The organism is Pseudomonas sp. S2_H10, from assembly GCF_054668285.1.
In genome coordinates this window covers 1,917,213-1,939,552 of the sequence record NZ_CP162754.1, presented here as the reverse complement: position 1 = coordinate 1,939,552, position 22,340 = coordinate 1,917,213, and the positions used below count along the sequence as shown (strand labels likewise).

19 protein-coding genes and 1 pseudogene are annotated in these 22,340 nt (G+C 62.4%); 13 read left to right on the top strand and 7 right to left on the bottom strand.

From position 1 onward, the window contains the following. Positions 1–8 precede the first annotated feature (8 nt). From kdpA to AB4O16_RS08435, 5 genes are all read left to right on the top strand, one after another. On the top strand, positions 9–1,703 hold the full coding sequence (gene kdpA, locus AB4O16_RS08455) for a potassium-transporting ATPase subunit KdpA (protein WP_460157517.1): 1,695 nt from the start codon (positions 9–11) through the stop codon (positions 1,701–1,703). 10 nt (positions 1,704–1,713) lie between these two features. Beyond that, positions 1,714–3,771 (top strand): potassium-transporting ATPase subunit KdpB, encoded by a 2,058-nt coding sequence (gene kdpB, locus AB4O16_RS08450; RefSeq protein ID WP_460157516.1) that lies wholly within the window; start codon positions 1,714–1,716, stop codon positions 3,769–3,771. 138 nt (positions 3,772–3,909) lie between these two features. Further along, positions 3,910–4,455 carry a potassium-transporting ATPase subunit KdpC gene (kdpC, locus tag AB4O16_RS08445; protein ID WP_460157515.1) on the top strand — a complete coding sequence of 182 codons (546 nt, stop codon included), beginning with the start codon at positions 3,910–3,912 and terminating at the stop codon, positions 4,453–4,455. A gap of 131 nt (positions 4,456–4,586) precedes the next feature. Beyond that, on the top strand, positions 4,587–7,238 hold the full coding sequence (locus AB4O16_RS08440) for a DUF4118 domain-containing protein (protein WP_460157514.1): 2,652 nt from the start codon (positions 4,587–4,589) through the stop codon (positions 7,236–7,238). A gap of 48 nt (positions 7,239–7,286) precedes the next feature. Next, positions 7,287–7,976 carry a response regulator gene (locus AB4O16_RS08435; RefSeq protein ID WP_160386022.1) on the top strand — a complete coding sequence of 230 codons (690 nt, stop codon included), beginning with the start codon at positions 7,287–7,289 and terminating at the stop codon, positions 7,974–7,976. A 156-nt stretch (positions 7,977–8,132) separates the two neighbouring features. Here the strand turns inward: AB4O16_RS08435 and AB4O16_RS08430 are convergent, their stop codons facing one another. Continuing rightward, the gene (locus AB4O16_RS08430; RefSeq protein WP_150717560.1) at positions 8,133–9,170 is read right to left on the bottom strand and encodes a patatin-like phospholipase family protein; all 1,038 of its coding nucleotides are present in this window, start codon (positions 9,168–9,170) and stop codon (positions 8,133–8,135) included. A gap of 221 nt (positions 9,171–9,391) precedes the next feature. On the opposite strand from AB4O16_RS08430, the gene AB4O16_RS08425 reads away from it, so the two are divergent. The 3 genes from AB4O16_RS08425 to AB4O16_RS08415 all read left to right on the top strand — a co-directional run bounded on the left by AB4O16_RS08425 (position 9,392) and on the right by AB4O16_RS08415 (position 11,492). Beyond that, positions 9,392–9,670 (top strand): hypothetical protein, encoded by a 279-nt coding sequence (locus AB4O16_RS08425; RefSeq protein ID WP_010461623.1) that lies wholly within the window; start codon positions 9,392–9,394, stop codon positions 9,668–9,670. A gap of 132 nt (positions 9,671–9,802) precedes the next feature. Next, entirely contained in the window at positions 9,803–10,561 is a 759-nt protein-coding gene (locus AB4O16_RS08420) for a CHAD domain-containing protein (protein ID WP_460157513.1), read from the top strand. Between the two features lie 133 nt (positions 10,562–10,694). After that, the gene (locus AB4O16_RS08415; protein WP_460157512.1) at positions 10,695–11,492 is read left to right on the top strand and encodes an acyl-CoA thioesterase; all 798 of its coding nucleotides are present in this window, start codon (positions 10,695–10,697) and stop codon (positions 11,490–11,492) included. Position 11,493: 1 nt separating this feature from the next. Here AB4O16_RS08415 and AB4O16_RS08410 read toward each other — a convergent pair whose 3' ends face one another. From AB4O16_RS08410 to AB4O16_RS08400, 3 genes are all read right to left on the bottom strand, one after another. After that, positions 11,494–11,859, bottom strand: coding sequence for an Mpo1-like protein (locus AB4O16_RS08410; protein ID WP_160386025.1), 366 nt, complete (start codon positions 11,857–11,859; stop codon positions 11,494–11,496). A gap of 230 nt (positions 11,860–12,089) precedes the next feature. Beyond that, positions 12,090–13,571, bottom strand: a complete 1,482-nt coding sequence (locus AB4O16_RS08405) for a methyl-accepting chemotaxis protein (RefSeq protein WP_460157511.1) — start codon at positions 13,569–13,571, stop codon at positions 12,090–12,092. Between the two features lie 113 nt (positions 13,572–13,684). Then, on the bottom strand, positions 13,685–14,491 hold the full coding sequence (locus AB4O16_RS08400; RefSeq protein ID WP_460157510.1) for a TatD family hydrolase: 807 nt from the start codon (positions 14,489–14,491) through the stop codon (positions 13,685–13,687). A gap of 236 nt (positions 14,492–14,727) precedes the next feature. On the opposite strand from AB4O16_RS08400, the gene AB4O16_RS08395 reads away from it, so the two are divergent. From AB4O16_RS08395 to AB4O16_RS08385, 3 genes are all read left to right on the top strand, one after another. Then, positions 14,728–16,149: an MltF family protein gene (locus AB4O16_RS08395; RefSeq protein ID WP_460157509.1), complete on the top strand. Its 1,422-nt coding sequence runs from the start codon at positions 14,728–14,730 to the stop codon at positions 16,147–16,149. A gap of 97 nt (positions 16,150–16,246) precedes the next feature. After that, complete coding sequence (locus tag AB4O16_RS08390) at positions 16,247–16,681, top strand: DoxX family protein (protein ID WP_160386029.1); 435 nt, start codon at positions 16,247–16,249, stop codon at positions 16,679–16,681. A 247-nt stretch (positions 16,682–16,928) separates the two neighbouring features. After that, a complete protein-coding gene (locus AB4O16_RS08385; protein WP_160386030.1) occupies positions 16,929–17,237 on the top strand; it encodes a class I SAM-dependent methyltransferase in 309 nt (102 codons plus the stop codon). Positions 17,238–17,240: 3 nt separating this feature from the next. Here the strand turns inward: AB4O16_RS08385 and greB are convergent, their stop codons facing one another. The 3 genes and pseudogenes from greB to AB4O16_RS08370 all read right to left on the bottom strand — a co-directional run bounded on the left by greB (position 17,241) and on the right by AB4O16_RS08370 (position 20,959). Further along, a complete protein-coding gene (gene greB, locus AB4O16_RS08380) occupies positions 17,241–17,738 on the bottom strand; it encodes a transcription elongation factor GreB (RefSeq protein ID WP_115947228.1) in 498 nt (165 codons plus the stop codon). 34 nt (positions 17,739–17,772) lie between these two features. Further along, positions 17,773–20,276 (bottom strand): annotated as a pseudogene (locus AB4O16_RS08375) (ABC transporter permease). After that, complete coding sequence (locus AB4O16_RS08370) at positions 20,276–20,959, bottom strand: ABC transporter ATP-binding protein (RefSeq protein WP_150717549.1); 684 nt, start codon at positions 20,957–20,959, stop codon at positions 20,276–20,278. The pseudogene AB4O16_RS08375 and the gene AB4O16_RS08370 overlap by 1 nt, the downstream one beginning before the upstream one ends. A 10-nt stretch (positions 20,960–20,969) precedes the next feature. Between AB4O16_RS08370 and AB4O16_RS08365 the strand changes: the two genes are divergently transcribed. Together AB4O16_RS08365 and AB4O16_RS08360 are read left to right on the top strand one after the other, a co-directional pair. Next, the gene (locus AB4O16_RS08365) at positions 20,970–21,575 is read left to right on the top strand and encodes an arylesterase (protein WP_160386032.1); all 606 of its coding nucleotides are present in this window, start codon (positions 20,970–20,972) and stop codon (positions 21,573–21,575) included. A 56-nt stretch (positions 21,576–21,631) separates the two neighbouring features. Then, positions 21,632–21,925, top strand: coding sequence for a hypothetical protein (locus tag AB4O16_RS08360; protein ID WP_007991769.1), 294 nt, complete (start codon positions 21,632–21,634; stop codon positions 21,923–21,925). Positions 21,926–22,340 lie beyond the last annotated feature (415 nt).

The window sequence follows — 22,340 nt, the reverse complement described above, 5'->3', positions numbered from 1 at the left end:
GAGCGGCCATGTACAGTTATGACTATTGGCTGATCCTCGCGTTCTTCGCGGTGGTATTGGTCCCGGCGCCGTTTCTCGGACGTTTCTACTACAAGGTGATGGAAGGGCAGCGCACCTGGCTGACGCCGGTTCTCGGCCCGGTCGAACGCGGTTGCTATCGTCTGGCCGGTGTCGATCCGCAGGCCGAACAGAGCTGGCAGAAGTACACGCTGGCCTTGCTCGCCTTCAACCTCGCGGGTTTCCTGCTGCTGTTCGCGATCCTGTTGTTCCAGGACCACTTGCCGCTGAACCCGCAAAACCTGCCGGGCCAGGAGTGGACGCTGGCGTTCAACACCGCCGTCAGTTTCATGACCAACACCAACTGGCAGGCCTACAGCGGCGAAGCGTCGCTGAGCTACCTGAGCCAGATGGTCGGCCTCACCGTACAGAACTTCGTCAGCGCCGCCACCGGCCTGGCGGTACTGGTCGCGCTGTGCCGTGGCATCGGGCGCAAATCCAGCGCATCGCTTTGCAACTTCTGGGTCGACATGACCCGCGCCACCCTCTACGGCCTGCTGCCGCTGTGCCTGCTGCTGGCGCTGTACCTGGTGTGGCAGGGCGTGCCGCAGACCTTCGCGCAGTACGTGAATGCGCTGACGATGCAGGGTGTTGACCAAGTGATTCCGCTGGGGCCGGCTGCCAGTCAGATTGCGATCAAGCAACTGGGCACCAACGGCGGTGGTTTCTTCGGCGTGAACTCGGCGCATCCGTTCGAGAACCCGACGGCGTGGAGCAACCTGTTCGAAGTGACCTCGATCATTCTGATCCCCGTCGCGCTGGTCTTCACCTTCGGCCATTACGTGAAGGACTTGCGTCAGAGCCGCGCGATCATTGCCTGCATGCTGGCATTGTTCCTGATCGGCGGTGCGACTTCGTTGTGGGCGGAGTACCAGCCGAACCCTTCGTTGAACAATGCCGCTGTCGAACAGACCGCGCCGCTGGAAGGCAAGGAAGCGCGCTTCGGCACCACCGCCACCGTGCTGTGGTCGGTGACCACAACGGCCGCGTCCAACGGCTCGGTCAACGGTATGCACGACAGCCTCAACCCGCTGAGCGGCATGGTGGCGCTGGTCAACATGATGGTCGGCGAAGTGATCTTCGGGGGTGTCGGCGCCGGGCTCTACGGCATGTTGCTCAACGTGCTGATCGCGGTGTTCCTCGCTGGCCTGATGATTGGGCGCACACCGGAATACCTCGGCAAGAAACTGCAAGCCAAAGAAGTGCAATTGCTGGTCGTGACCCTGATGGTCATGCCGATCGGCGTGCTGGTGCTCGGCGCGATTGCCGCCAGCCTGCCTGGCCCGGTGGCCGCCGTCAGCAACCCGGGGCCCCATGGTTTCAGTCAGTTGCTCTATGCCTACACCTCGGCCAGTGCCAACAACGGCTCCGCGTTCGGTGGCTTCGGTGCCAACACCCCGTTCCACAACCTGATGCTGGGCCTGGGCATGTTGATCGGTCGTTTCGGCTACATCCTCCCGGTCCTGGCATTGGCCGGTAGCCTGGCGATGAAGAAAGCCGCACCGATTGGCCAGAACAGTTTCCCGACCCACGGCCCGCTGTTCGTGACCCTGTTGACCGTGACCATTCTGCTGGTGGGCGGCCTGACCTTCCTGCCGACCCTGGCGCTGGGCCCTATCGCTGAACATCTGAGCATGGGCTTCTAAGGAGCTGATGATGAATATGCCCGCAACCAAACCGGTCGCCGCCAAGGCACCGGAGCAACCGAAAACCGCGATCTCGGCCCTGTGGCGCCCGGCGCTGGTGCAAGCCTTCGTCAAGCTCGACCCACGGCAATTGCAGCGTGCGCCGGTGATGCTGGTGGTCGAACTGACCGCGATCCTGACCACGGTGTTGTGCTTCATTCCCGACACGGCGGTGCCGACTTTCGTCGCCGCGCAAATCGCGGTGTGGCTGTGGTTCACCGTGCTGTTCGCCAACTTCGCCGAAGCCTTGGCTGAAGGTCGCGGCAAGGCCCGCGCCGACAGCCTCAAGGCCGGCAGCGAGGGCTTGAGCGCCCGGCGCAAAACCGGCAACGGCACGTTCCAGGTGGTGCCGGCCACCAGCCTGCGCAAAGGCGATGTGGTGCGCGTCGAAGCGGGGGAGATGATCCCCGGTGACGGCGAGGTGATCGAAGGCATCGCGGCGGTCAACGAAGCGGCGATTACCGGTGAATCGGCCCCTGTGATCCGCGAGTCCGGCGGCGACCGCTCGGCCGTCACCGGCAATACCCGGCTGGTGTCCGACTGGCTGCTGGTGAAGATTACCGCCAACCCTGGCGAGTCGACCCTGGACCGCATGATCGCCCTGGTCGAAGGCGCCAAACGCCAGAAAACCCCGAACGAAGTGGCGCTCGACATCCTGCTGATCGGCCTGACCCTGATCTTCCTGCTGGTGGTCGTGACCCTGCAACCGTTCGCGCACTTCGCCAATGGCAGCCTGCCGCTGGTGTTCCTGGTGGCGCTGTTGGTCACGTTGATTCCGACCACCATCGGCGGTTTGCTGTCGGCCATCGGTATCGCCGGGATGGATCGCCTGGTGCGCCTGAACGTGATCGCCAAGTCCGGTCGTGCGGTGGAAGCGGCGGGGGACGTGCACGTCCTGCTGCTGGACAAGACCGGTACCATCACCTTCGGTAACCGTCGTTGCACAGCGGTCTATGCCGCTCCGGGCGTCACTGCCAAGGAACTGGCTGAAGGTGCGTTGTTTGCCTCGCTGGCCGACGACACCGCTGAAGGCAAGTCGATCGTCGAGTACCTGCGCGGCACTCATCCGCAACCGGAACCGTCCGCCGAGGTGCTGACAGCCGTACCGTTCAGTGCCGAAACCCGCCTGTCCGGTGTCGACTATCAAGGGCGCGTGTACCGCAAGGGCGCGGTGGATTCGCTGCTGGCGTTCGTCGGCCTCAAGCGGGCTGATCTGGCTGCCCCCTTGTCCCGTGAAATCGACAGGATCGCGCAAAGTGGCGGCACCCCGTTGCTGGTGTGTGCCGACGGTAAATTACTGGGTGCGATCCACCTCAAGGACGTGGTCAAGCCCGGCATCCGCGAGCGTTTCGCCGAGCTGCGCAAGCTGGGGATCCGCACCGTCATGGTCACCGGCGACAACCCGTTGACCGCCGCTGCCATCGCCGCCGAAGCGGGTGTGGATGACGTGCTGGCCGAGGCCACGCCGGAGAAAAAACTGGCGCGCATTCGTCACGAGCAAAACGACGGTCGCCTGGTCGCGATGTGTGGCGACGGCGCCAACGACGCCCCGGCGCTGGCTCAAGCGGACGTCGGCATGGCGATGAATGACGGCACGCAAGCGGCACGTGAAGCCGCGAACATGGTCGATCTCGACAGCGACCCGACCAAGCTGTTGGACGTGGTGCAGATCGGCAAGGAATTGCTGGTCACCCGCGGTGCGCTGACGACCTTTTCCATCGCCAACGACGTGGCCAAGTACTTCGCGATCCTGCCGGCGCTGTTCGCCGCGATCTACCCGCAACTGGGCGTGCTCAACGTGATGCACCTGAGCAGTCCGCAGAGCGCGATTCTCTCGGCGATCGTGTTCAACGCCTTGATCATTGTGGTGCTGATTCCACTGGCATTGCGCGGTGTGCGCGTGCAGGCGGCGAGTGCGGCGGCGTTGTTGCGACGCAATCTGCTGATCTACGGCCTGGGCGGGATCCTGGTGCCGTTCGTGGGCATCAAGGCGATCGACATGCTGTTGACGGCGTTGCATCTGGTTTGACTGCCCTCTGTAGGAGCGAGCTTGCTCGCGATGGGCGTTAACGATAACGCGCCCTTTCTGACAAAGCGCGGCGCCTTCAGATCCATCGCGAGCAAGCTCGCTCCCACAGGATTTTCATGTGAATTCGAGGATTTTGAAATGTCCACATTGATACGCCCGGCCCTGAGCCTGCTGGTCCTGATGACGCTGATCACCGGCGTCGCCTATCCACTGGTGGTCACTGGCGTGGCCCAGGTTGCGTTCCCGGATCAGGCCAACGGTAGCCTGGTGCGTGATGCCGACGGCAAGGTCCGCGGTTCCTCGCTGATCGCCCAGGACTTCGTTGGCGACGCCTGGTTCCACCCACGGCCTTCCGCCGGTGCCTTTGCCACGGTGTCGAGCAGCGCCAGCAACCTGTCGCCGAGCAACCCGGCGCTGGCAACGCGGGTGATCGACGATGCCACCAAACTGTTTGTGCCAGGCCAGGGGCCGGTGCCATTGGCGCTGGTCACGACGTCCGGCAGCGGCCTCGATCCGCACTTGCCACCGGCGGCGATTGCCTATCAACTGGCGCGAGTCGCGGCGGCGCGCAATCTACCGGTAGCGACCCTGCAACAACTGCTGGATGCCCACATCGAGCAGCCGTTGGTAGGCCCGCCGGTGGTGAATGTGCTTGAGTTGAATCTGGCGCTGGAAAACCTGTAGATCGGCGGCGCAGCCATTCGCGAGCAGGCTCGCTCCCACAGGAGTACGCATTCCAAATGTGGGAGCGAGCCTGCTCGCGATGACGGCCTCACAATCACCACAACAACATCTGAAAAAAGAGATTCCCAAGCATGAGCAACTCCGGCCGCGCCGACGCGCTGTTAGCAGACCTGCCCCGCGATGGCCGTGGCCGCCTCAAGGTCTTTCTCGGCGCCGCGCCGGGGGTGGGCAAGACTTACGCCATGCTGCAGGCGGCCCACATCCAGCTGCGCCAAGGGGTGAAGGTCATGGCCGGCGTCGTCGAAACCCACGGCCGGGCCGAAACCGAAGCACTGCTCGGCGGTTTGCCGCAGCAGCCGTTGGTGCGCTCGGAGTACCGGGGCGTGTTGCTTGAAGAAATGGATCTCGACGGACTGATCAAAGCCAAACCAAAACTGGTGCTGGTCGACGAACTGGCACACACCAACGCCCCCGGCAGCCGTCACGAAAAACGCTGGCAGGACATTCAGGAACTGCTCGCCGCCGGCATCGACGTGTACACCACGGTCAACGTCCAGCATCTGGAAAGCCTCAACGACCAGGTACGCGGCATCACTGGCGTGCAGGTCCGCGAAACCCTGCCGGACTGGGTGTTGCAGGAAGCCTACGAACTGCTGCTGATCGACTTGCCGCCACGGGAACTGCTCGAGCGATTGCGCGACGGCAAGGTCTATGTACCGGAACAGGCGCGGGCGGCCATCGACGCGTTCTTTTCCCAGACCAACCTCACGGCCCTACGCGAACTGGCGATGCAAACCGCGGCGGCTCAGGTCGATAACGATCTGGCCCAGGGTTATCGCCAACTCGGTCAAGCGGCACCGGCCGTGCGCGGGCGTTTGCTGGTGGGGGTCGATGGCGATGCCCAGGCGGAGCGTCTGGTACGCCATGCCAGCCGCGTGGCCCAGCGGCGGCACCTGCCCTGGAGCCTGGTGCATGTGGACAACGGCAGCGTGCGTGACGAACAGTCGCGCCTGCGCCTGCAAAGTGCCCAGCAACTGGCCGAACGCCTGGGTGGCGAAGTGGTGTTGCTGCGCGCCGGTGAGGTGGCGAAAACCCTGATCCAGCATGCCGCCGAGCGGCGTGCCAGCCTGGTGCTGGTCGGCCAGTCCCGGCCGAGATTGCGTCGTCGCCTGTTCGGTGGCGGGCTGGCGGCGCGCCTGTTGCGCAATGCGCGCGGACTGGAAATCAATGTGCTCGATAGCGATCACGCACAGCATCGGCCTCATCAGCGGTCGATGGGGGCGCTGGTCTGGTTCGATTACGCGTTGGCCGTGGTCGCGACGATTCTGGCCAGCGCCCTGGCTTGGGCCGTGGCGAGTGTTCTGCCGCTGCCGAACATCTCGCTGGTGTTCCTCGCCGCCGTGCTGCTGGTGGCTGTGCGCAGCAGTCTCGGGCCGGCGCTGGCCTGTGCGGCGCTGTCGTTTCTGACCTACGACTTTCTGTTCATTCCGCCGAATTTTTCTTTCAGCATCCAGCGCGAAGAAGACGTGCTGACCTTGTTGTTCTTCCTGCTGATGGCGGCCCTCACGGGCAACCTCGCGGCGCGCCAGCGCAGGCAATTGCAGGCCCTGCGCGATACCCAGGAAGAGACTACCGAACTGCTCGACCTGTCGCGCAAACTGACCGCCGCCACCGATCGCCAGGCCGTGGTCAGCGCGGCCGCCCAGCACCTCAACGGTTGGAGCGACGTGCAACTGTGTCTACTCAACCGCGATGGGCAAAACGGCTGGAAAGTCGAAACCGGTGGCCCGCTGGAGTTCACCGAAGCCGAACGCGCTGCCGCCGACTGGGCTTGGCAGCACGACCAACCGGCGGGTGCGGGCACTGGCACCTTGCCGTTCGGCCGCTGGTGGTGGTGGCCGTTATCGGTGGAGGACGGCCCGCTGGCGTTGCTCGGTGTCTGCGCCAGGGAAGGCCAGACCCTGAGCGGCCAGCGCCGCCGCTTGTTGACCGCGCTGAGCCAGCCGCTGGCCCAGGCGCTGGCCCGGGCGCAACTGGCCGATGACCTGGAAGCGGCGCGGCTGCACGGTGAAACCGAGCAACTGCGCAGTGCCTTGCTGGCTTCGGTGTCCCATGATTTGCGTACACCGTTGACGTCCATGCGCGGCAGTATCGACAGCCTGTTGGCCCTGGGCGAAGCGATCCCGCTGGAGGACCGGCGTGAGTTGCTCGAAGGTACTCGCGATGAAGCCGAGCGCCTTGATCGTTATATCCAGAATCTGCTCGACATGACCCGCCTCGGCCACGGTGCCCTGAAGTTGGCGCGGGACTGGGTGTCGCCGGCGGATATCGTCGGCAGCGCGCTCAATCGCTTGCGCGCGGTACTCGCGTCGCTGCAGGTCAGCACCGAAGTGCCGGCGGATTTGCCGCTGCTGTTCGTCCATGCCGCGCTGATCGAACAGGCACTGATCAACGTGATGGAAAACGCTGCGCGGTTTTCGCCACCCCGCGGGCGTTTACAACTACGCGCCGGGGCCGATGACAGTGAGTTGTTTTTCTCGGTCAGCGATGAGGGACCGGGGATTCCGGAGGAGGAGCGGGCGAAGATTTTCGACATGTTCTACACCGCGGCGCGAGGTGATCGTGGCGGGCAGGGCACCGGACTGGGGCTGGCGATCTGTCAGGGCATGGTCGGTGCCCATGGCGGGCACATCAGCGTCGCCGACGGCATCGACGGGCGCGGTACCTGCATCACGTTGCACCTGCCGCTACAGGCTCAGCCCGGATACGAGAGTGAAGCCTGATCGTGCATGCGCTACTCTCTTGCCACTTCTAAGTGTTGATGTGAACTCATGAGCCAGACTGCGACCATCCTGGTCATCGACGACGAACCGCAGATCCGCAAATTCCTGCGCATCAGCCTCGCTTCCCAGGGTTACAAAGTGCTGGAGGCCGGCACCGGCAGTGAAGGATTGGCCCAGGCTGCGTTGAACAAGCCGGACTTGTTGGTGCTCGACCTCGGCTTGCCCGACATGGACGGCCAACAGGTGCTGCGCGATTTTCGCGAGTGGTCGACGGTGCCGGTGCTGGTGCTCTCGGTGCGTGCCAGTGAAGGGCAGAAAGTCGAGGCCCTGGATGGTGGCGCCAATGACTACGTGACCAAGCCCTTCGGCATTCAGGAATTCCTGGCGCGGATTCGTGCGCTGTTGCGCCAGGCAACCGTCGGCGAGGTCCCGCAAGCCGCGCTGAGCTTCGGTCCATTGACGGTCGACCTGGCGTATCGCCGGGTGCTGCTCGACGGCATCGAAGTCGCGCTGACCCGCAAGGAGTACGCCGTGCTCGCGCAACTGGCGCGGCATCCCGGGCGGGTTATCACCCAGCAGCAATTGCTCAAGGACATCTGGGGGCCGACGCACACCGAAGACACGCACTACCTGCGCATCGTGGTCGGGCACCTGCGCCAGAAACTGGCGGATGATCCGACCCGACCCAGGTTCATCGTCACAGAGGCTGGGGTGGGGTATCGGTTGTTGAGTGAATAGTTTTGAAAATTTGTGGTGACTGATCCGGCCCCTTCGCGAGCAAGCTCGCTCCCACAGGGTTAGCGGCGTACACAGGATTTGTGATCGACGCGGTCATTGTGGGAGCGGGCTTGCCCGCGATGAGGCCCTTACATTCACTCGAGAACTTTCAGGCTTTCAGTTCTGCTCCTTCTCATACCGGTCCAGCGTATCCCGCGCAATCTCCCTTCCCAGTGCGATCAGCTCCGGCGCCTTGTAGAACTCGAAAAACCGGCACACGCGCTTGGGCACGTTGATCAGGATGTCCGGCGGATATCCGGCAATCTTGTACTGCGCCAGCGATGTCTGCATCACCTCGAAACTCTGGTTGATCAAGTCCAGCAAGGACGCCGGTCCGACGTTGTCGATGATGAACGAACCGGTGGCGGAGCGCGGTGCGCCACTGGATTCCGGCGCCGCCGCGGGTTGCTGGGCTTCAGGCTCGGCGGATTCGATCCACGGATTGAAATCTGCGCCTTCGGCCCTCAGGGCTTCCTGCTCGAGGATCAACAATTGCTCGGCCTGTTTGCGGCGGAACGGCAGCTTCGAGCCCAGAGAGTTGATCAGGCTGTCGAAGCGGGTCTTGAAGGCGGCGGGACGCTGGATGACCGGCAATTGATAGTGGCGCTGGTTGGTGGAGTTGAGGTTGACCGCGATGATCAAGTCGCAATGGCTCGACACCACCGGCACGATCGGCAGCGGGTTGAGAATGCCGCCATCGACCAGCATGCGGTTGCCCTGCATCACCGGGGTGAACAGGCTGGGAATCGCTGCCGAGGCGCGCATCGCCTGGTGCAGGCAACCTTCCTGGAACCAGATTTCCTGCTGGTTGGTCAGGTCGGCGGCAACGGCGGTGTAGGGGATGCGCAAGTCTTCGATGTTGATCTCGCCGACGATCTTGCGGATCTGCCCGAACACCTTCTCGCCACGAATCGCCCCCAGGCGAAAACTGACGTCCACCAGGCGCAACACGTCGAGATAATCCAGGCTCTCGATCCAGTCGCGGTACTCATCGAGTTTGCCGGCGGCGTAGATCCCGCCCACCACCGCGCCCATGGAGCAACCGGCGATACAGGCAATGTCATAGCCGCGCCGTTCGATCTCTTCAATGACCCCGATATGTGCATAACCCCGGGCCCCACCCGAGCCCAATACCAGTGCGACACGCTTTTTCATCAATCGCCCTCGTTTTAATGGTTCAACAATGCACCCATCGAGGGTCATGCTTCAATCGCCATGGTCGCTCGATGAAGCAGGAGCGTCGTATTTTCGACACTCCATGGCGGCACAGGGTTGTTCTCGTCAGCGCTATAGTTCGCACGGCGGACCAACGGCACTTTTGCGTCGCCGCACCGTCTTACCTGCATGACTGTTGACCTATCTTTGAGGAGTGAGTGATGAAAGCCTGGATCTGTGTGCCATTGATTGCCCTGGCGCTCGCCGGTTGTGCCGGCAAAACCGCTTATCGCGACAGTTGCGGAAGTGGCCTGGATGCGGCCTGGCATGAACTGGACCTGGCCAAAGCCGAAGGTTTCGCCGGGACGGTCAGCTACTCCAAGGCCCTGTCGCTGTTGACCGCCGCCAAGACCCAGCAGCAATTCGAGGGGTTCGAAGGCTGCACCAAAAAAGCCGAGAAGGCTCGTTTCTATATTCGTGAATCGCGCGCGGGGCGTTGAAAACACTGCTACTCCTGTAGGAGCTGGCTTGCCGGCGATAGGCTCTCGAATGTTACCGTGGCCTGATATCGCCATCGCTGGCAAGCCAGCTCCTACAGGTGACGCATGGCGCTGTTTACGGAGCAAACCCTCATGATCGATCGGTTGGTGGCCCGCGTTCTGGGCCTGGAAGTTCGTGTGTTGGCCTGTCAGGCCCGCTTGAAAGAGCGTACTGACCCTGAAGCGTTACACGATCTGCGCACTACCGTGCGGCGGTTGCGCAGCCTGTTGCGGCCTTTGCGCGAGTTGCCGGGTGTCGAACAACTGGAAGCGGCCGCCTCACGGGTGGGTGATCTGACCACGCCATTGCGTGATCGTGAAGTGTTGGCGGCTTATCTGCTCGAGCATGGCCAACCTCAAGCTGCACAGTGGCGCATGGCGCAAATGGCCGAGGCCTATCCGGCCGTGGCGGCCAGTACCGAACTCGCGCAATTGCTGATCGTCCTCGATGCGTTTCCGCGTTTTCTACGGGCTGCCCAGCGCCAGGGGTTGCTCAAGGGCTTGCGCAAACTCATCGAAAAACGCCTGGGCAAACAGTGGCAAAAACTCAACAAGGCACTGCACGACCCCGCCCACGACCGCCATCGGCTGCGCCTGCTGATCAAGCGTGTGCGCTACGGCATCGATGCTTACCCCGAGCTGGACCGTTTGCCGAAAGCGGCCATGCCCCGGTTGAAATCGGCCCAAGGGGCGCTGGGTGACTGGCACGATTGCCTGCAATGGCTGGCCATGGCCGAACAGGAAGCGGATTTGCAGCCCTGTGTTGCCGTGTGGCAAGCCACCATGGCCGAGGCCGAAAGCCGTGCGGACCGGGTGCTGGAAAAACTCGGCAAGGCCTGTTTCAAATCCTGAAAACACCGCAGATCCATTGTAGGCACGAGCCTTGTGCGGCTCATCTGTCAGTCAATTTGGCCGGAATGGGTGCTGTATAGCCTGCTCCGGCTGGGTAAGATCCCTTCATCCTTTTTCGCCCGCTGAGGTTTGCATGCGTTTTTCCGAACTGCTCGACGCTGTCCGTAGCCACCCGCAGGAACTGTCTGTCCCGGCCTCCTGGGCCCAGGGGCGCGCCAGTTTCGGTGGCCTGGTGGCCGCCTTGCAGTACGAAGCCATGCGTGCCCGGGTGCCGGCGGATCGCCCGGTGCGCTCGTTGGCAATCACCTTTGTCGGCCCGGTCGAGCCTGAGGTTGCGGTCAGTTTTGAAGTCGACGTCTTGCGCGAAGGCAAGGCCGTCAGCCAGGTGTTGGGCCGGGTGATGCAGAAGGGGCAGGTGGTGACGTTGATCCAGGGCAGCTTTGGTGCCTCACGTCCCTCGGAAGTGGCGGTGACCGCTGAACCGGCACCTGAAATGAAGCACTGGGACGAGTGCCAGGAATTACCCTTTATCGAAGGTGTCATCCCGGAGTTCATGCGGCATCTGGCGATGCGCTGGAGTGTCGGCGGGCTGCCCTTCAGCGGCAGCACATCGCGGCAAATGGGTGGCTGGGTGCGTTTGCGCGGCGATGTGAAAGAAGAAGCCATCAGCGAGGCGCACATCCTGGCCCTGGTAGACGCCTGGCCGCCGGCCCTGATGCCGTTTCTGAAAAAGCCGGCGATGGGCAGCACGCTGACCTGGACCATCGAATTCGTGCAGCCGCTGCTGCAATTGAACACCCTGCAATGGTGCAAATACCTCGTCGAGACCGAGCACGCCGCCGACGGTTACGGGCATGCCGCCGCGAAAATGTGGAGCGCCGACGGCCGGTTGATCGCCATGAGCCGGCAGACGGTGACGGTATTCGCCTGACTCAGTGACGGCGGTGGCGCTCACGCCAGGCGCGCCACCAGCCACCGCTGAGGAAGAACCGCGGAAAAGTCAGGAACTGTTCGACCAACAGGCGCGATATTGCATCCTTGCGGTCATCGAACGGCTCGGCAGCTTGCGTCTCCATGCTGTGGCCGTGGCGTTGCAAGGCCAACGCTGCAATCACGCCGATCACGCCGATGGCGATGTTCGAAAGGGTCAGGCTGAACACTCCGGACACAATCAGCAGAAACGCCACGATGAACAGCGGCACCGCGATCAGGTGCAACACCAGATTGGTCGGGTGCTGGTGATTGTTCGGGTACGCTCGCCATTGCCAGGCGGGAAGGTTGGGGTGACGCTTGCCCATGATGCTGATCCTCGATCCATGTTCAATACATGTGATTAAGAATAGGCCCGGTCAATGCTGGCCGCGAATCAAGGCTGGCTATTGGCTTGATAGGTGACATGACTGGAATTGATGGTGTCGGTTCTGACGCCTTCGCGAGCAGGCTCGCTCCCACATTGATCTTCGGTGACCATATGATTCCGGGCATACATAGATCCCATGTGGGAGCGAGCCTGCTCGCGAAAGGGCCCTCAAAGCTTGAGCTGACCTATCGCCTTGCTCAACTCCCCAGCCAACGCCGCCAACTCATTGCTGGTATTCGCCGAGGTCACCGTCTGCTGCACCGTGTTCTCGGTCACGTCACGGATGCTCACCACCGCCCGGTTCATCTCTTCCGCCACCTGGCTCTGCTGCTCGGCCGCTACCGCGATCTGCGTATTGCTTTCACGCATCTGCGCCACCGCGCCGGTGATTTCGGCCAATGCCGCGCCGGCCTCTTGCGCCTGTTGCACGCAATCGTCGGCCTTGAGCGAGCTCTCCTGCATGAAGTCCACGGCGTCCCGCGTGCCGGCCTGCAACGCGCAGACCATCAGGGTGATTTCGTCCGTCGAGGCCTGCACGCGTTTGGCAAGGTTGCGCACTTCATCGGCAACTACCGCAAAGCCGCGACCCATTTCGCCGGCCCGGGCCGCTTCGATGGCGGCGTTCAGTGCCAGCAGGTTGGTTTGCTCGGCGATGCTGTGAATCACGTTGACCACACCATTGATCTTCTGGCTGTCCTCGGCCAGGCGTTGAATCATCTCGGCGGTCTGCTGGACGCCGGTGGACAGTCCGGCAATCGAACGCTGCACCCGGTTCACGACCTCCTGCCCGCTGCCGGCCAGGGTGTCGGCCGATTGTGAAAGGTCTCGGGTGGCGCCCGCGTGTTGGGCAATGTGATAGACCGTGGCGGTCATTTCATTGATCGCCGTGGCGGCCTGATCGGTTTCGCTCTGCTGGCCGAGCATGCCGTGACGCACTTCATTCATGCTCGCCGCCAGCCGCGCGGCACCGTCATCCAGTTGCCGGGCGGTACTGGCAACGGTGTTGACCACCCTTAGATAACCGGCCTGCATGGCGTTGAAGGCATTGGCCATTTGCCCGACCTCGTCGCTGCAAGCCAATGGCACGCGGGCCGACAGGTCGCCGGTTTTCTCCACGTGCAGCATGACGTCCTTCAAGGTGTTGAGCTGGCTGAGCAGGAAGCGGATCAACAGCTGCGATGCGCCGAGCATCGCCAGCATCAGGATGAACACCGCCAGCGCGTAGTGGCTGAAGCGCTCGCTGAACACCTGGCCCAGGCTTGGACCGTGGGCAATCACGGCGACCCGCTGGCCGTCGGCGCGCGCGAACACTTCGGCACCCATCAACGGATTGTCACCGAACAGCGGCATCGAGTTGATCTCGACCCAGCCGTTTGCGTGGGTGAGTTCCGGCATGGGTTGCCCGTTCAACGACGGAGTCTGTGCGCGATCGAACGTCAGCAGGTTATTGGTCTGGGGCAGAGGCTGCCCGGCAGGCCAGTCGAGCAGCAATCGCGCTTGCGCCTGAGCCGAGGCTTGGGACGCATCAGCGCGGGCCTGTTGCTCGAGGTGGACGGCGTACAGCACCAACAGCAGCGTGGTGACGAAGGCGACGGCATTGACCGCCCAGAATTTGTATTTCAGCGAGATATTGCTAAGCCAGGCACCCATGGAGGTCTTCTCTGATAGCGGAAACAGTTTTGGCAAGGTGCCATTATTGTGCCGCTACTCAGGTAGTCGACTCTTGATGCAGATCAACTTCAAACCTGTGGGGTTTATGGTGATCAGGAGATCATCGGCAGGCCATAAAACGCCCGCGCACAGGCTGTTGTGTGCGCCGCCAGATCCTCCTGGCTTTCCCCGCGATGCAATGCTACTTCGCGCAATACTTCGGTCAGGTACGCCGGTTCGTTTCGCCCGTTTTTCGGCTTGGGGCGCAGGCTGCGTGGCAGCAGATAGGGTGCATCGCTCTCGAGCATCAGGCGTCCACGCTTGATCTCCTTGACCAGCGGATGCAAATGCGTGCCCCGGCGCTCGTCGCAGATCCAGCCGGTAATGCCGATGTGCAAGTCCAGGTCTAGATAACTGAACAGAGCCTTCTGCTCGCCAGTGAAGCAGTGCACCACGGCGGCCGGCAACCGGTCGCGGAAGTCGCGCAGGATCTCCAGCAAACGCTGGCTGGCGTCGCGTTCGTGCAGAAACACCGGCAGTTGCAACTCAACGGCCATGGCCAGATGTTCTTCGAGGACCTTTTCCTGCTGCGCACGCGGGGAGAAGTCACGGTTGAAATCCAGCCCGCATTCGCCCACGGCCACCACGTTCGGCTCCTTGAGCAAGCTGCGCAAACCTCGGGCGCTGTCGGCGTTCCAGTCGCTGGCGCAGTGAGGGTGGATACCGGCAGTTGAGAACAGGCGCTGGGCGCTTTCGTCCAGTTGTCGGCACAGCTCAAGGGCCTGTTCACTGCCCTCGACACTGGTGCCGGTCAGCACCAGTTGGCACACGCCGGCCGCGTAGGCGCGGTCGAGCACGGCCTGGTGTTTGTCGGCAAAACTGGCGTTGGTCAGGTTGACGCCGATATCGATGAGTTGCATGGTGCTACCTCGGCTCAAAGGCCGGAAAGCATATCAGAGCTACGGATTTATAAGAAAAGCCAAGAACTACAACGAGTTAACGCTGTCTCTTGAGCCTCGGGACGGGCCGGGTTGGTAGTTTCGCCATCATTGTGCCAGTCTTTCGCACGTTGTCAGCGCCGTGGGCGCTCTGTTTTGTTGCTGTGCTTGATGCCATTCATCATTGAAGCGCGCCTCATATTCTTTCCGGAGAGCGGATGATTCGTCCCTCGGTTTTGCTACTGCTGTGCTGTTCGCTGCTACTGCCGATGACGGCGGTTGCGCGGCTGCCCGGGCCGCTGCAAGCCGTACCGGCCAGCCAGGTGCGCGACCTTGCGCAAATCCGCAGCAGTCGAGTGCTGCGGGTGCTGGTCAACCAGAGCCGCAACAGTTCCGGCGAAGTCCAGGGGCAGGCGATCGGGGTTGAATACCATCGCCTGAGAGCGTTCGAGCAATACCTCAACGGCCATGCCCGTGACGGGCAGGAAATCACCCTCAAAATCATTCCCAAGGCCAAGGATCAACTGCTCGGCGCATTGCAGCGCGGGGAGGGCGACCTGGTGGCGCCAGGCGAGTTGCTCGATCTGCAACCAGGCTTCGCCGTCAGCACCAGTGAGCCGATCGCCAGCAACATTCCGTTGGTCCTGGTCGGTATCAAGGGCGAACGCCGCTACAGCAAACTTGAACAGCTTTCCGGCAAGACCCTGGCGTTACCGGCCGGCAGCGCCGCCGGGGATGCCGTCAGCCAGATCAATCAAAAGCTTGCCCTGCACAAACTGCCACCGGTCACAATCGAATGGGTCGATCCGAGCCTTGCCGTCGAGGATGTGCTGGAGATGGTGCAGGGCGGCATCTTCCACCTGACCATCGTCGAGCAGCCGATTGCCGAACGCTGGGGCAAGATCCTGCCCAAATTGCGTGTGGACAAACAGGTAGTCATCAGTGATCCGGGAGAGGAATTCTGGTTCGTGCGCCGTGATGCCTCGATGCTGCGTGCCAGCATCGATCGCTTCCTCACCGTCTACAAAAAACCGTCGGATCAGGATGCCGCATTCCTGCGGATCTATCGGCGTCTCTACCAAGTGCATTACCCATTGGCCAAGGCGGACCGCCAGCGCCTGGAAAAACTTCGCCCGGTGCTGCAGAAACACGCCGATGCCCAAGGCATGGACTGGCTCAACCTGGCGGCGCTGGCGTTCAAGGAATCAGCGTTGCAGCCCACCGCCCGCAGTGGCGGTGGCCCGACCGGCCTGATGCAGATCACGCCTGCTGCTGCGCAGCGGGTGGGGGTCAACAATTTTCAGGAGCTTGATGGCAATGTGCAGGCCGGGGCCAAGTACCTGGCGATGATCCGGCGCAAGTTCTTTGCCAGCCCGAAACTCAACGAGCGCGAACGCATGGCCTTCGTGCTGGCGGCCTACAACATCGGGCCGGAGCGGGTTCAGGGCATGCGCGCCGAAGCGCGGCGGCGCGGTTTGAATCCCAACCAGTGGTTCTTCCAGGTCGAACGCGTTGCCTTGGAGCAGGTGGGTATGGGGCCTGTCAGCTATGTTAATAGTGTGAACAAGTATTACCTGGCGTTCGATCGGGAGCGGGAGTCGTTGGAGCCCCAGGGACAAAAGGTCGTTTCGCGTAAATGATCAACTTATCTGATTGTTATGGCGGGTTTTTTGCGCTTTTAACATACGGTTTACTGATTAATATAGCGGCCAACCAACACACAAGGAATGAAACAGCATGAGCACTCTGATCAACAAGGTACTGTTCACCCGCGCCGGCTACGGCCTGACCGTACTGCGCATCGTTGTCGGCATTGTCTTCGCCGCTCACGGCTCGCAGAAACTCTTCGGGGCATTCGGCGGCCATGGCCTGGCCGGAACCGCGCAGTACATGGAAAGCCTCGGGTTGACACCGGGTTACCTGATGGCGGCACTGGCGGGCGGCACCGAATTCTTCGCCGGCCTGGCCTTGATCGTCGGCCTGTTGGCTCGCCCAGCCGCCCTGGGCCTGACCTTCCTGTCGCTGGTCGCGATTTTCACGGTGCACATCAGCAATGGCCTGTTCATGGCCAACAACGGTTATGAATTCGCCCTGGCGTTGCTCGGTGGCAGTATCGCGGTATTGATCGAAGGCGCGGGCAAACTGTCGGCGGACCGTGTCATCGCCGGTTGACCGCTCTGGCTCAACGAAAAGGCCCGCATTGTGCGGGCCTTTTTTGTTGCGCGTCATTCTTGACACTCTCCGGTCAGCTTCTCTAGGATGTTGTCCATGCGCCGATTTAAACAGCTACTTGCGGGGCGCCAGGTGACTCATCCAGTTGCCGATAGAAGCCGGAACGGGCTTCGAAATACCGCTAAAGCGCTGGTTCGGTGTTGCCTCTCACCTGCCATGCAGACTTTTGAGGCAGAGACACGACACAATGAATGCACTAAACCCCGTTGTACGTCCCGCGCCGATCACGGCACATCTCACCCAGCGCAATCCAAAAATCCTGCTTGGCGGTAAACATCAGCCGACGCTCTTGCGTTATCTCGATGGCTGGCCACGTCGTACCGGCGGCCCCGCTGCTTTCCTGATCCAGTTTGTCGAAGACGGTGAGTCGCTCGCCCGTTTTGCCGACGACAGTTTCGACCTGGCGGTGATTCAATCCCCCAGCCTCGAAGACGCGCCCGAAGTGATCAGGCAACTGACCCGCGTGGCCCGGCAAGGGCTGATCACCCGCGGTTGAATTTTACGGATAGTCGATCGCAACGATATAAACACACTGCTCACCGGTCGGTGTCTGCACCCGGACTTCGGCGTCCAGCGCCTTGCCGATCAGGGCCCGGGCCAACGGCGAATCAATGCTGATCAGGCCGAGCTTGAGGTCCAGTTCATCCGGCCCGACGATGCGGTAGCGCGACTCTTTGCCGTCCTCGTCTTCGATCGTGACCCAGGCGCCGAAGTAGACCTTGTTCGGATCGCTGGGTTTTTCGCTGACGACCTTCAGCGCCTCCAGGCGTTTGGTGAGAAAACGCACGCGGCTGTCGATCTCTCGCAGCATCTTTTTGCCGTAGGTGTATTCGGCGTTCTCCGAGCGATCACCCTGGGCGGCGGCTTCGCTGACAGCCTGGGTCACCTGGGGTCGGCGTACATGCCACAGTTCATGGAACTCGGCACGCATCCGCGCTTCACCTTCAGGGGTGATCAGCGCGGTGCCGGCGGTGCGGGGAGGGCGATAACGGCTCATGGCAACTTCTTGTGGTGGCGACGGCTGGAGTCTATCAACCCTCGCGCAAGACTGTCAGCGGGCTGGCGTTCAATGCCCGACGGGTGCCGAACACCCCGGCACCACCGATCAGCACGGCGCCCAGCAGTGGCAGCAGCAACAGCCAGGGATGCGGATGCCATGGCAGGTCAAAGGCATAACGGTAGAGCACCAGGCTCACCAGTTCCGATCCCAATGCCGCCAGCAAACCGCTGACCGCACCGAGCAAGCCGAACTCGATACGCCGCGCCTTCACCAGTAATTGTCGTTCGGCCCCCAGCGCTCGCAGTAGTGCGCCCTGGCGAATGCGTTCGTCCAGTGTCGCCTGCAGACCGGAAAACAGCACGGCCATCCCTGCCGCCAACACAAACAACAGCACGTATTCCACCGCCAGGGTGACCTGGGCGAGGATGCTGCGCAGTTGCTCCAGCAAGGCTTCGACCTGCAGGATCGTTACCGCCGGGAAGGCACGGGACAGCTCGACAATTTGTGGGTCATGACCGGGTGCCAGGTAAAAACTGGTCAGGTAGGTCGCCGGCAGATCCTTCAGGGTGCCAGGCTGGAAGATCATGAAGAAGTTCGGCTGGAAGTTGTCCCAGTTGATCTCCCGCAGGCTGGTGACTTTCGCCTCGCGATTGACCCCGCCAACGCTGAAAACCAGATGGTCGCCGAGCTTGAGCTTCAGGCTTTCGGCGACCTTGCCTTCCACCGACACACCGGGAATATCGTCCAGCGCTTGCTGGTTCCACCAATTGCCGGCCGTGAGTTTGTTGCCCGCTGGCAGGTCCGCCGCCCAGGTCAGGCTCAGGTCGCGCTGGATGGCCCGATCCCCGGCTGATTCCTTGGTGACGATTTGCTGCACCGGTTCGCCGTTGATGCTGATCAGGCGGCCCGGGACTACCGGGTACAAGGGTGCCGATTTTGCCGACACCGTGATCAGGTGATCGGTGAAGGCCTGTTTATCCGCAGGCAGGATGTTCAGGGCGAAGTAGTTGGGAGCGTTTTTCGGCAACTGGTTTTGCCAGGTATCCAGCAACTCACCGCGCAGCAGCGCAATCAGCGCCATCGACAGCAGAATCAGGCCGAACGCCAGGGACTGGCCCGCGGCAGCGAGCGGGTGACGCAGCAATTGGCCGAGTCCCAGGCGCCAGGGCAAGGATGCACGGGCGAGCATGCGCCGCAGACTCTTCAACAGCAGCAGCAACAAACCGCCCAGCACCAGCGCTGCAATCACGCCGCCGCCGAGCAGGGCAAAGGTCAGCACCAGGTCCAGGCTCAGGCGCCACATGATCAGGCCGAGCGCGCCCAACGCCGCGCCGTAGACCATCCAGGTGCTGGATGGGATCGGCAGCATGTCCCGCCGCAATACGCGCAATGGCGGAACCCGGCCCAGGGCCGCCAGCGGCGGCAAGGCGAAACCGGCCAGTGCGACCAGGCCGGTGCCGATCCCGGCAATGGCCGGAAACAACCCACCCGGAGGTACGTCGGTCGGCAGCAAGTCATGCAGCAGGGCAAACAACCCAAGCTGTGCCAGCCAGCCGAGGAGGGCGCCGCTGATGCTGGCGAGCAATCCGAGGACGGTCAGTTGCAGGCTGAACAGCGCCAGGGTTTCCCGGCGCGACAAGCCGAGACAGCGCAGCAACGCACTGGCATCGAAGCGGCGGGTGGCGAAGCGGGTTGCCGACAGCGCCACCGCTACGCCGCAGAGCAATACCGCCACCAGGCTGGCCATGTTCAAGTAGCGCTCTGCCTTGCCCAAGGCACCGCCGATCTGTCGGTTGCCGTCGCGGGCATCCTGCAAGCGTTGGTTGGCGGCGAGTCCCGGCTTGATCAGTTGCCGATAGGTTTCCAGAGCCTCGGCATTGCCACGCCAGAGCTCGCGATAGCTGACACGACTGCCGGGTTGCACCACGCCGGTGGCCACAAGATCGCCGAGGTTGATCAGCACCCGTGGCGTCAGGCTGTAGAAATTGCCGGCGCGGTCGGGTTCGTACGTCAGCACCCGCGCCAGTTTCAGGGTTTTCATGCCGACATCGATGCTGTCGCCGATCTTCAGGTCCAGGGCGGTCAGCAGTCGTGCCTCGACCCAGGCTTCACCGGGTTTCGGTCCTCCCCGGGTTGCTCCACGGCGAAGGGCGCGGGTGCGCTTTTCAGTTCGCCGCGTAGCGGATAAGTGTCATCGGCTGCCTTGATGCTCGACAGCTGGATGCCGTTGTCGGTGGCGATGACGCTGGAAAATTCCACGACTTGCGCGTGTTGCAGACCCAGTTCGGTGCCGCTTTTTATTTGCTCCGGGCGCGCTGGCGAACTGCCCTCGAGCAGCAGGTCGGCACCGAGGAACTCGGTGGCGCGCAGCATCATGGCGCCGTTCAGGCGGGCGCCGAAGTAACCGATGGCGGTGCTGGCGGCGACTGCCACCAGCAAGGCAAAAAACAACACGCGCAATTCGCCGGCGCGGGCGTCGCGCAGCAATTGGCGGATGGCGAGACTGAACAGGCGCAACAGCGGCAAGCGTGCCATCAAGGCTCCAGAGGGGCGACCAGCAGGCCGGCTTCAAGACGGATCAGGCGCCGGCAGCGATGGGCCAGGCGTTCATCGTGAGTCACCAGCACCAGGGTCGTGCCGCGCTCCTTGTTGAGCTCGAACAGCAAATCGCTGATACGCTCGCCGGTGTGGCTGTCGAGGTTGCCGGTCGGTTCGTCGGCGAACAGTACGTCGGGCTCGGCGGCAAATGCGCGGGCAATCGCCACGCGTTGTTGCTCGCCCCCGGAGAGCTGGCGCGGCGAGTGAGTCAGGCGTTGCCCCAGGCCCACGCGTTGCAGCAACTCGGTGGCGCGTTCGCGGGCATCCCTGCGGCCATCGAGTTCCAGCGGCAGCATGACGTTTTCCAGGGCATTGAGGCTGTCGAGCAATTGGAATGACTGGAACACGAAACCTACGTGCTCGGCGCGGATGCGCGCACGCTGGTCTTCATCGAGGTTGCTCAGGCCTTGCCCGGCGAGCGTCACCTCGCCGCTGCTCGGCAGGTCGAGGCCCGCGAGCAGGCCCAGCAGGGTGGATTTGCCGGAACCCGAAGCGCCGACGATGGCCAGGCTGTCGCCCTTGTTCAGTTCCAGGCTGAGTTCGTGCAGGATGGTCAGTTCACCTTCCGCGCTGGGAACCACTTTGCTAAGGTCCTTCGCGATGAGAATGCTTGCGCCCATGGAGAGTCCGATGCGTGTCTGGTTTTTGAGTGCTGGCCTGGCCTTGATGTGCATGGCCCAAAACGCAGCGGCGGGTACAGTCCTGATCGTTGGCGATAGTATCAGCGCCGGTTTCGGCCTGGATACCCGGCTGGGGTGGGTGTCGTTGCTTGAAGAACGGCTCAGGCGCGAAGGTTTCGACGATAAAGTGATCAATGCGTCCATCAGCGGCGACACCAGCGCCGGAGGCCAGGCGCGCCTGCCTGCGCTGCTTGCAGAGCATAAACCGGAACTGGTGATCCTCGAGTTGGGGGGCAATGACGGCCTGCGCGGTTTGCTGCCAACTCAATTGCAACAAAATCTTGCTTCGATGATCCAGCAATCGCAGGAGGCGGGGGCCAAGGTGCTGCTGCTCGGTATGCAATTGCCACCCAATTACGGTGTGCGCTACACCAAGGCCTTCGCCGAGGTCTACAGCAACCTGGCCGATGAGAAAAAGATCCCGCTGGTGCCGTTTTTCCTCGACGGCGTGGGTGGCCATCCGGACTTGATGCAGGCTGACGGCATACACCCGGCGGCCGGGGCCCAGGACAAGTTGCTGGAAAATGTCTGGCCTACCCTAAAACCGCTGTTATGACACTTTTCTAGAGGCAGGCTTTCGGCTAAGGTGGCGCCCCCGATTTGGAGCCCCCGATGCCGCGTCCTGCCTGGTCACTATTTGCCTACCAACTGATCGAGCCTGACGAACAGCTGGATCTGTTCGCCTGCCAGGAAGTGCGGGTGCATCTGGTGACCCGTCAACTGGAGTTGGGTGGTTCGGCCGATCGCACCCTGTGTGGCAGTTTGTTGCCGGCTTCGCCTCGCTGGTCGAGTGTTGATCGGCGGGTGTTTCAGGATCAGCGGTTGTGTTCGTTGTGTCGGGCTATTCTTGAGTCGCAGAAGCGGGGGACTTCGCCGATCTGGCCCGAGTTGCGGTTTGAGCTTTGATCCTGGGTGGTTGTGTACATATCCGTTGCTGCGGTAACGGCTGCTTATGGTTTCGCCCTTACGGCGAGTCACTTTTTTTACAAGCGCCTAAAAAAAGTAACCAAAAAAACGCTCGCCCCTTGCGTACGGCCCCTCGCTTAGGCTCGGGGTTCCTTCGCTCCGGCATTCATCCGGGGGCATCGCCCTCCGGTTGGCTTCGCTGGCACCTACATGCGATGAGTTCGACTGCGTCGAACGGCGCTGCGCGCCAATCCCCGGATGAACACCTCCACTCAGCCTTCCGAGGGGGCGGGTGAGTCAAGATCAAGAGCTGCAGGCGAGCTAACGCTCGGCCTGATGAGTGGTGGAGAGCGTGGATGCACGCCGATCTGCTGTTGTTCCTCTGTGGGAGCCAGCCTGCTGGCGATGGCGACCT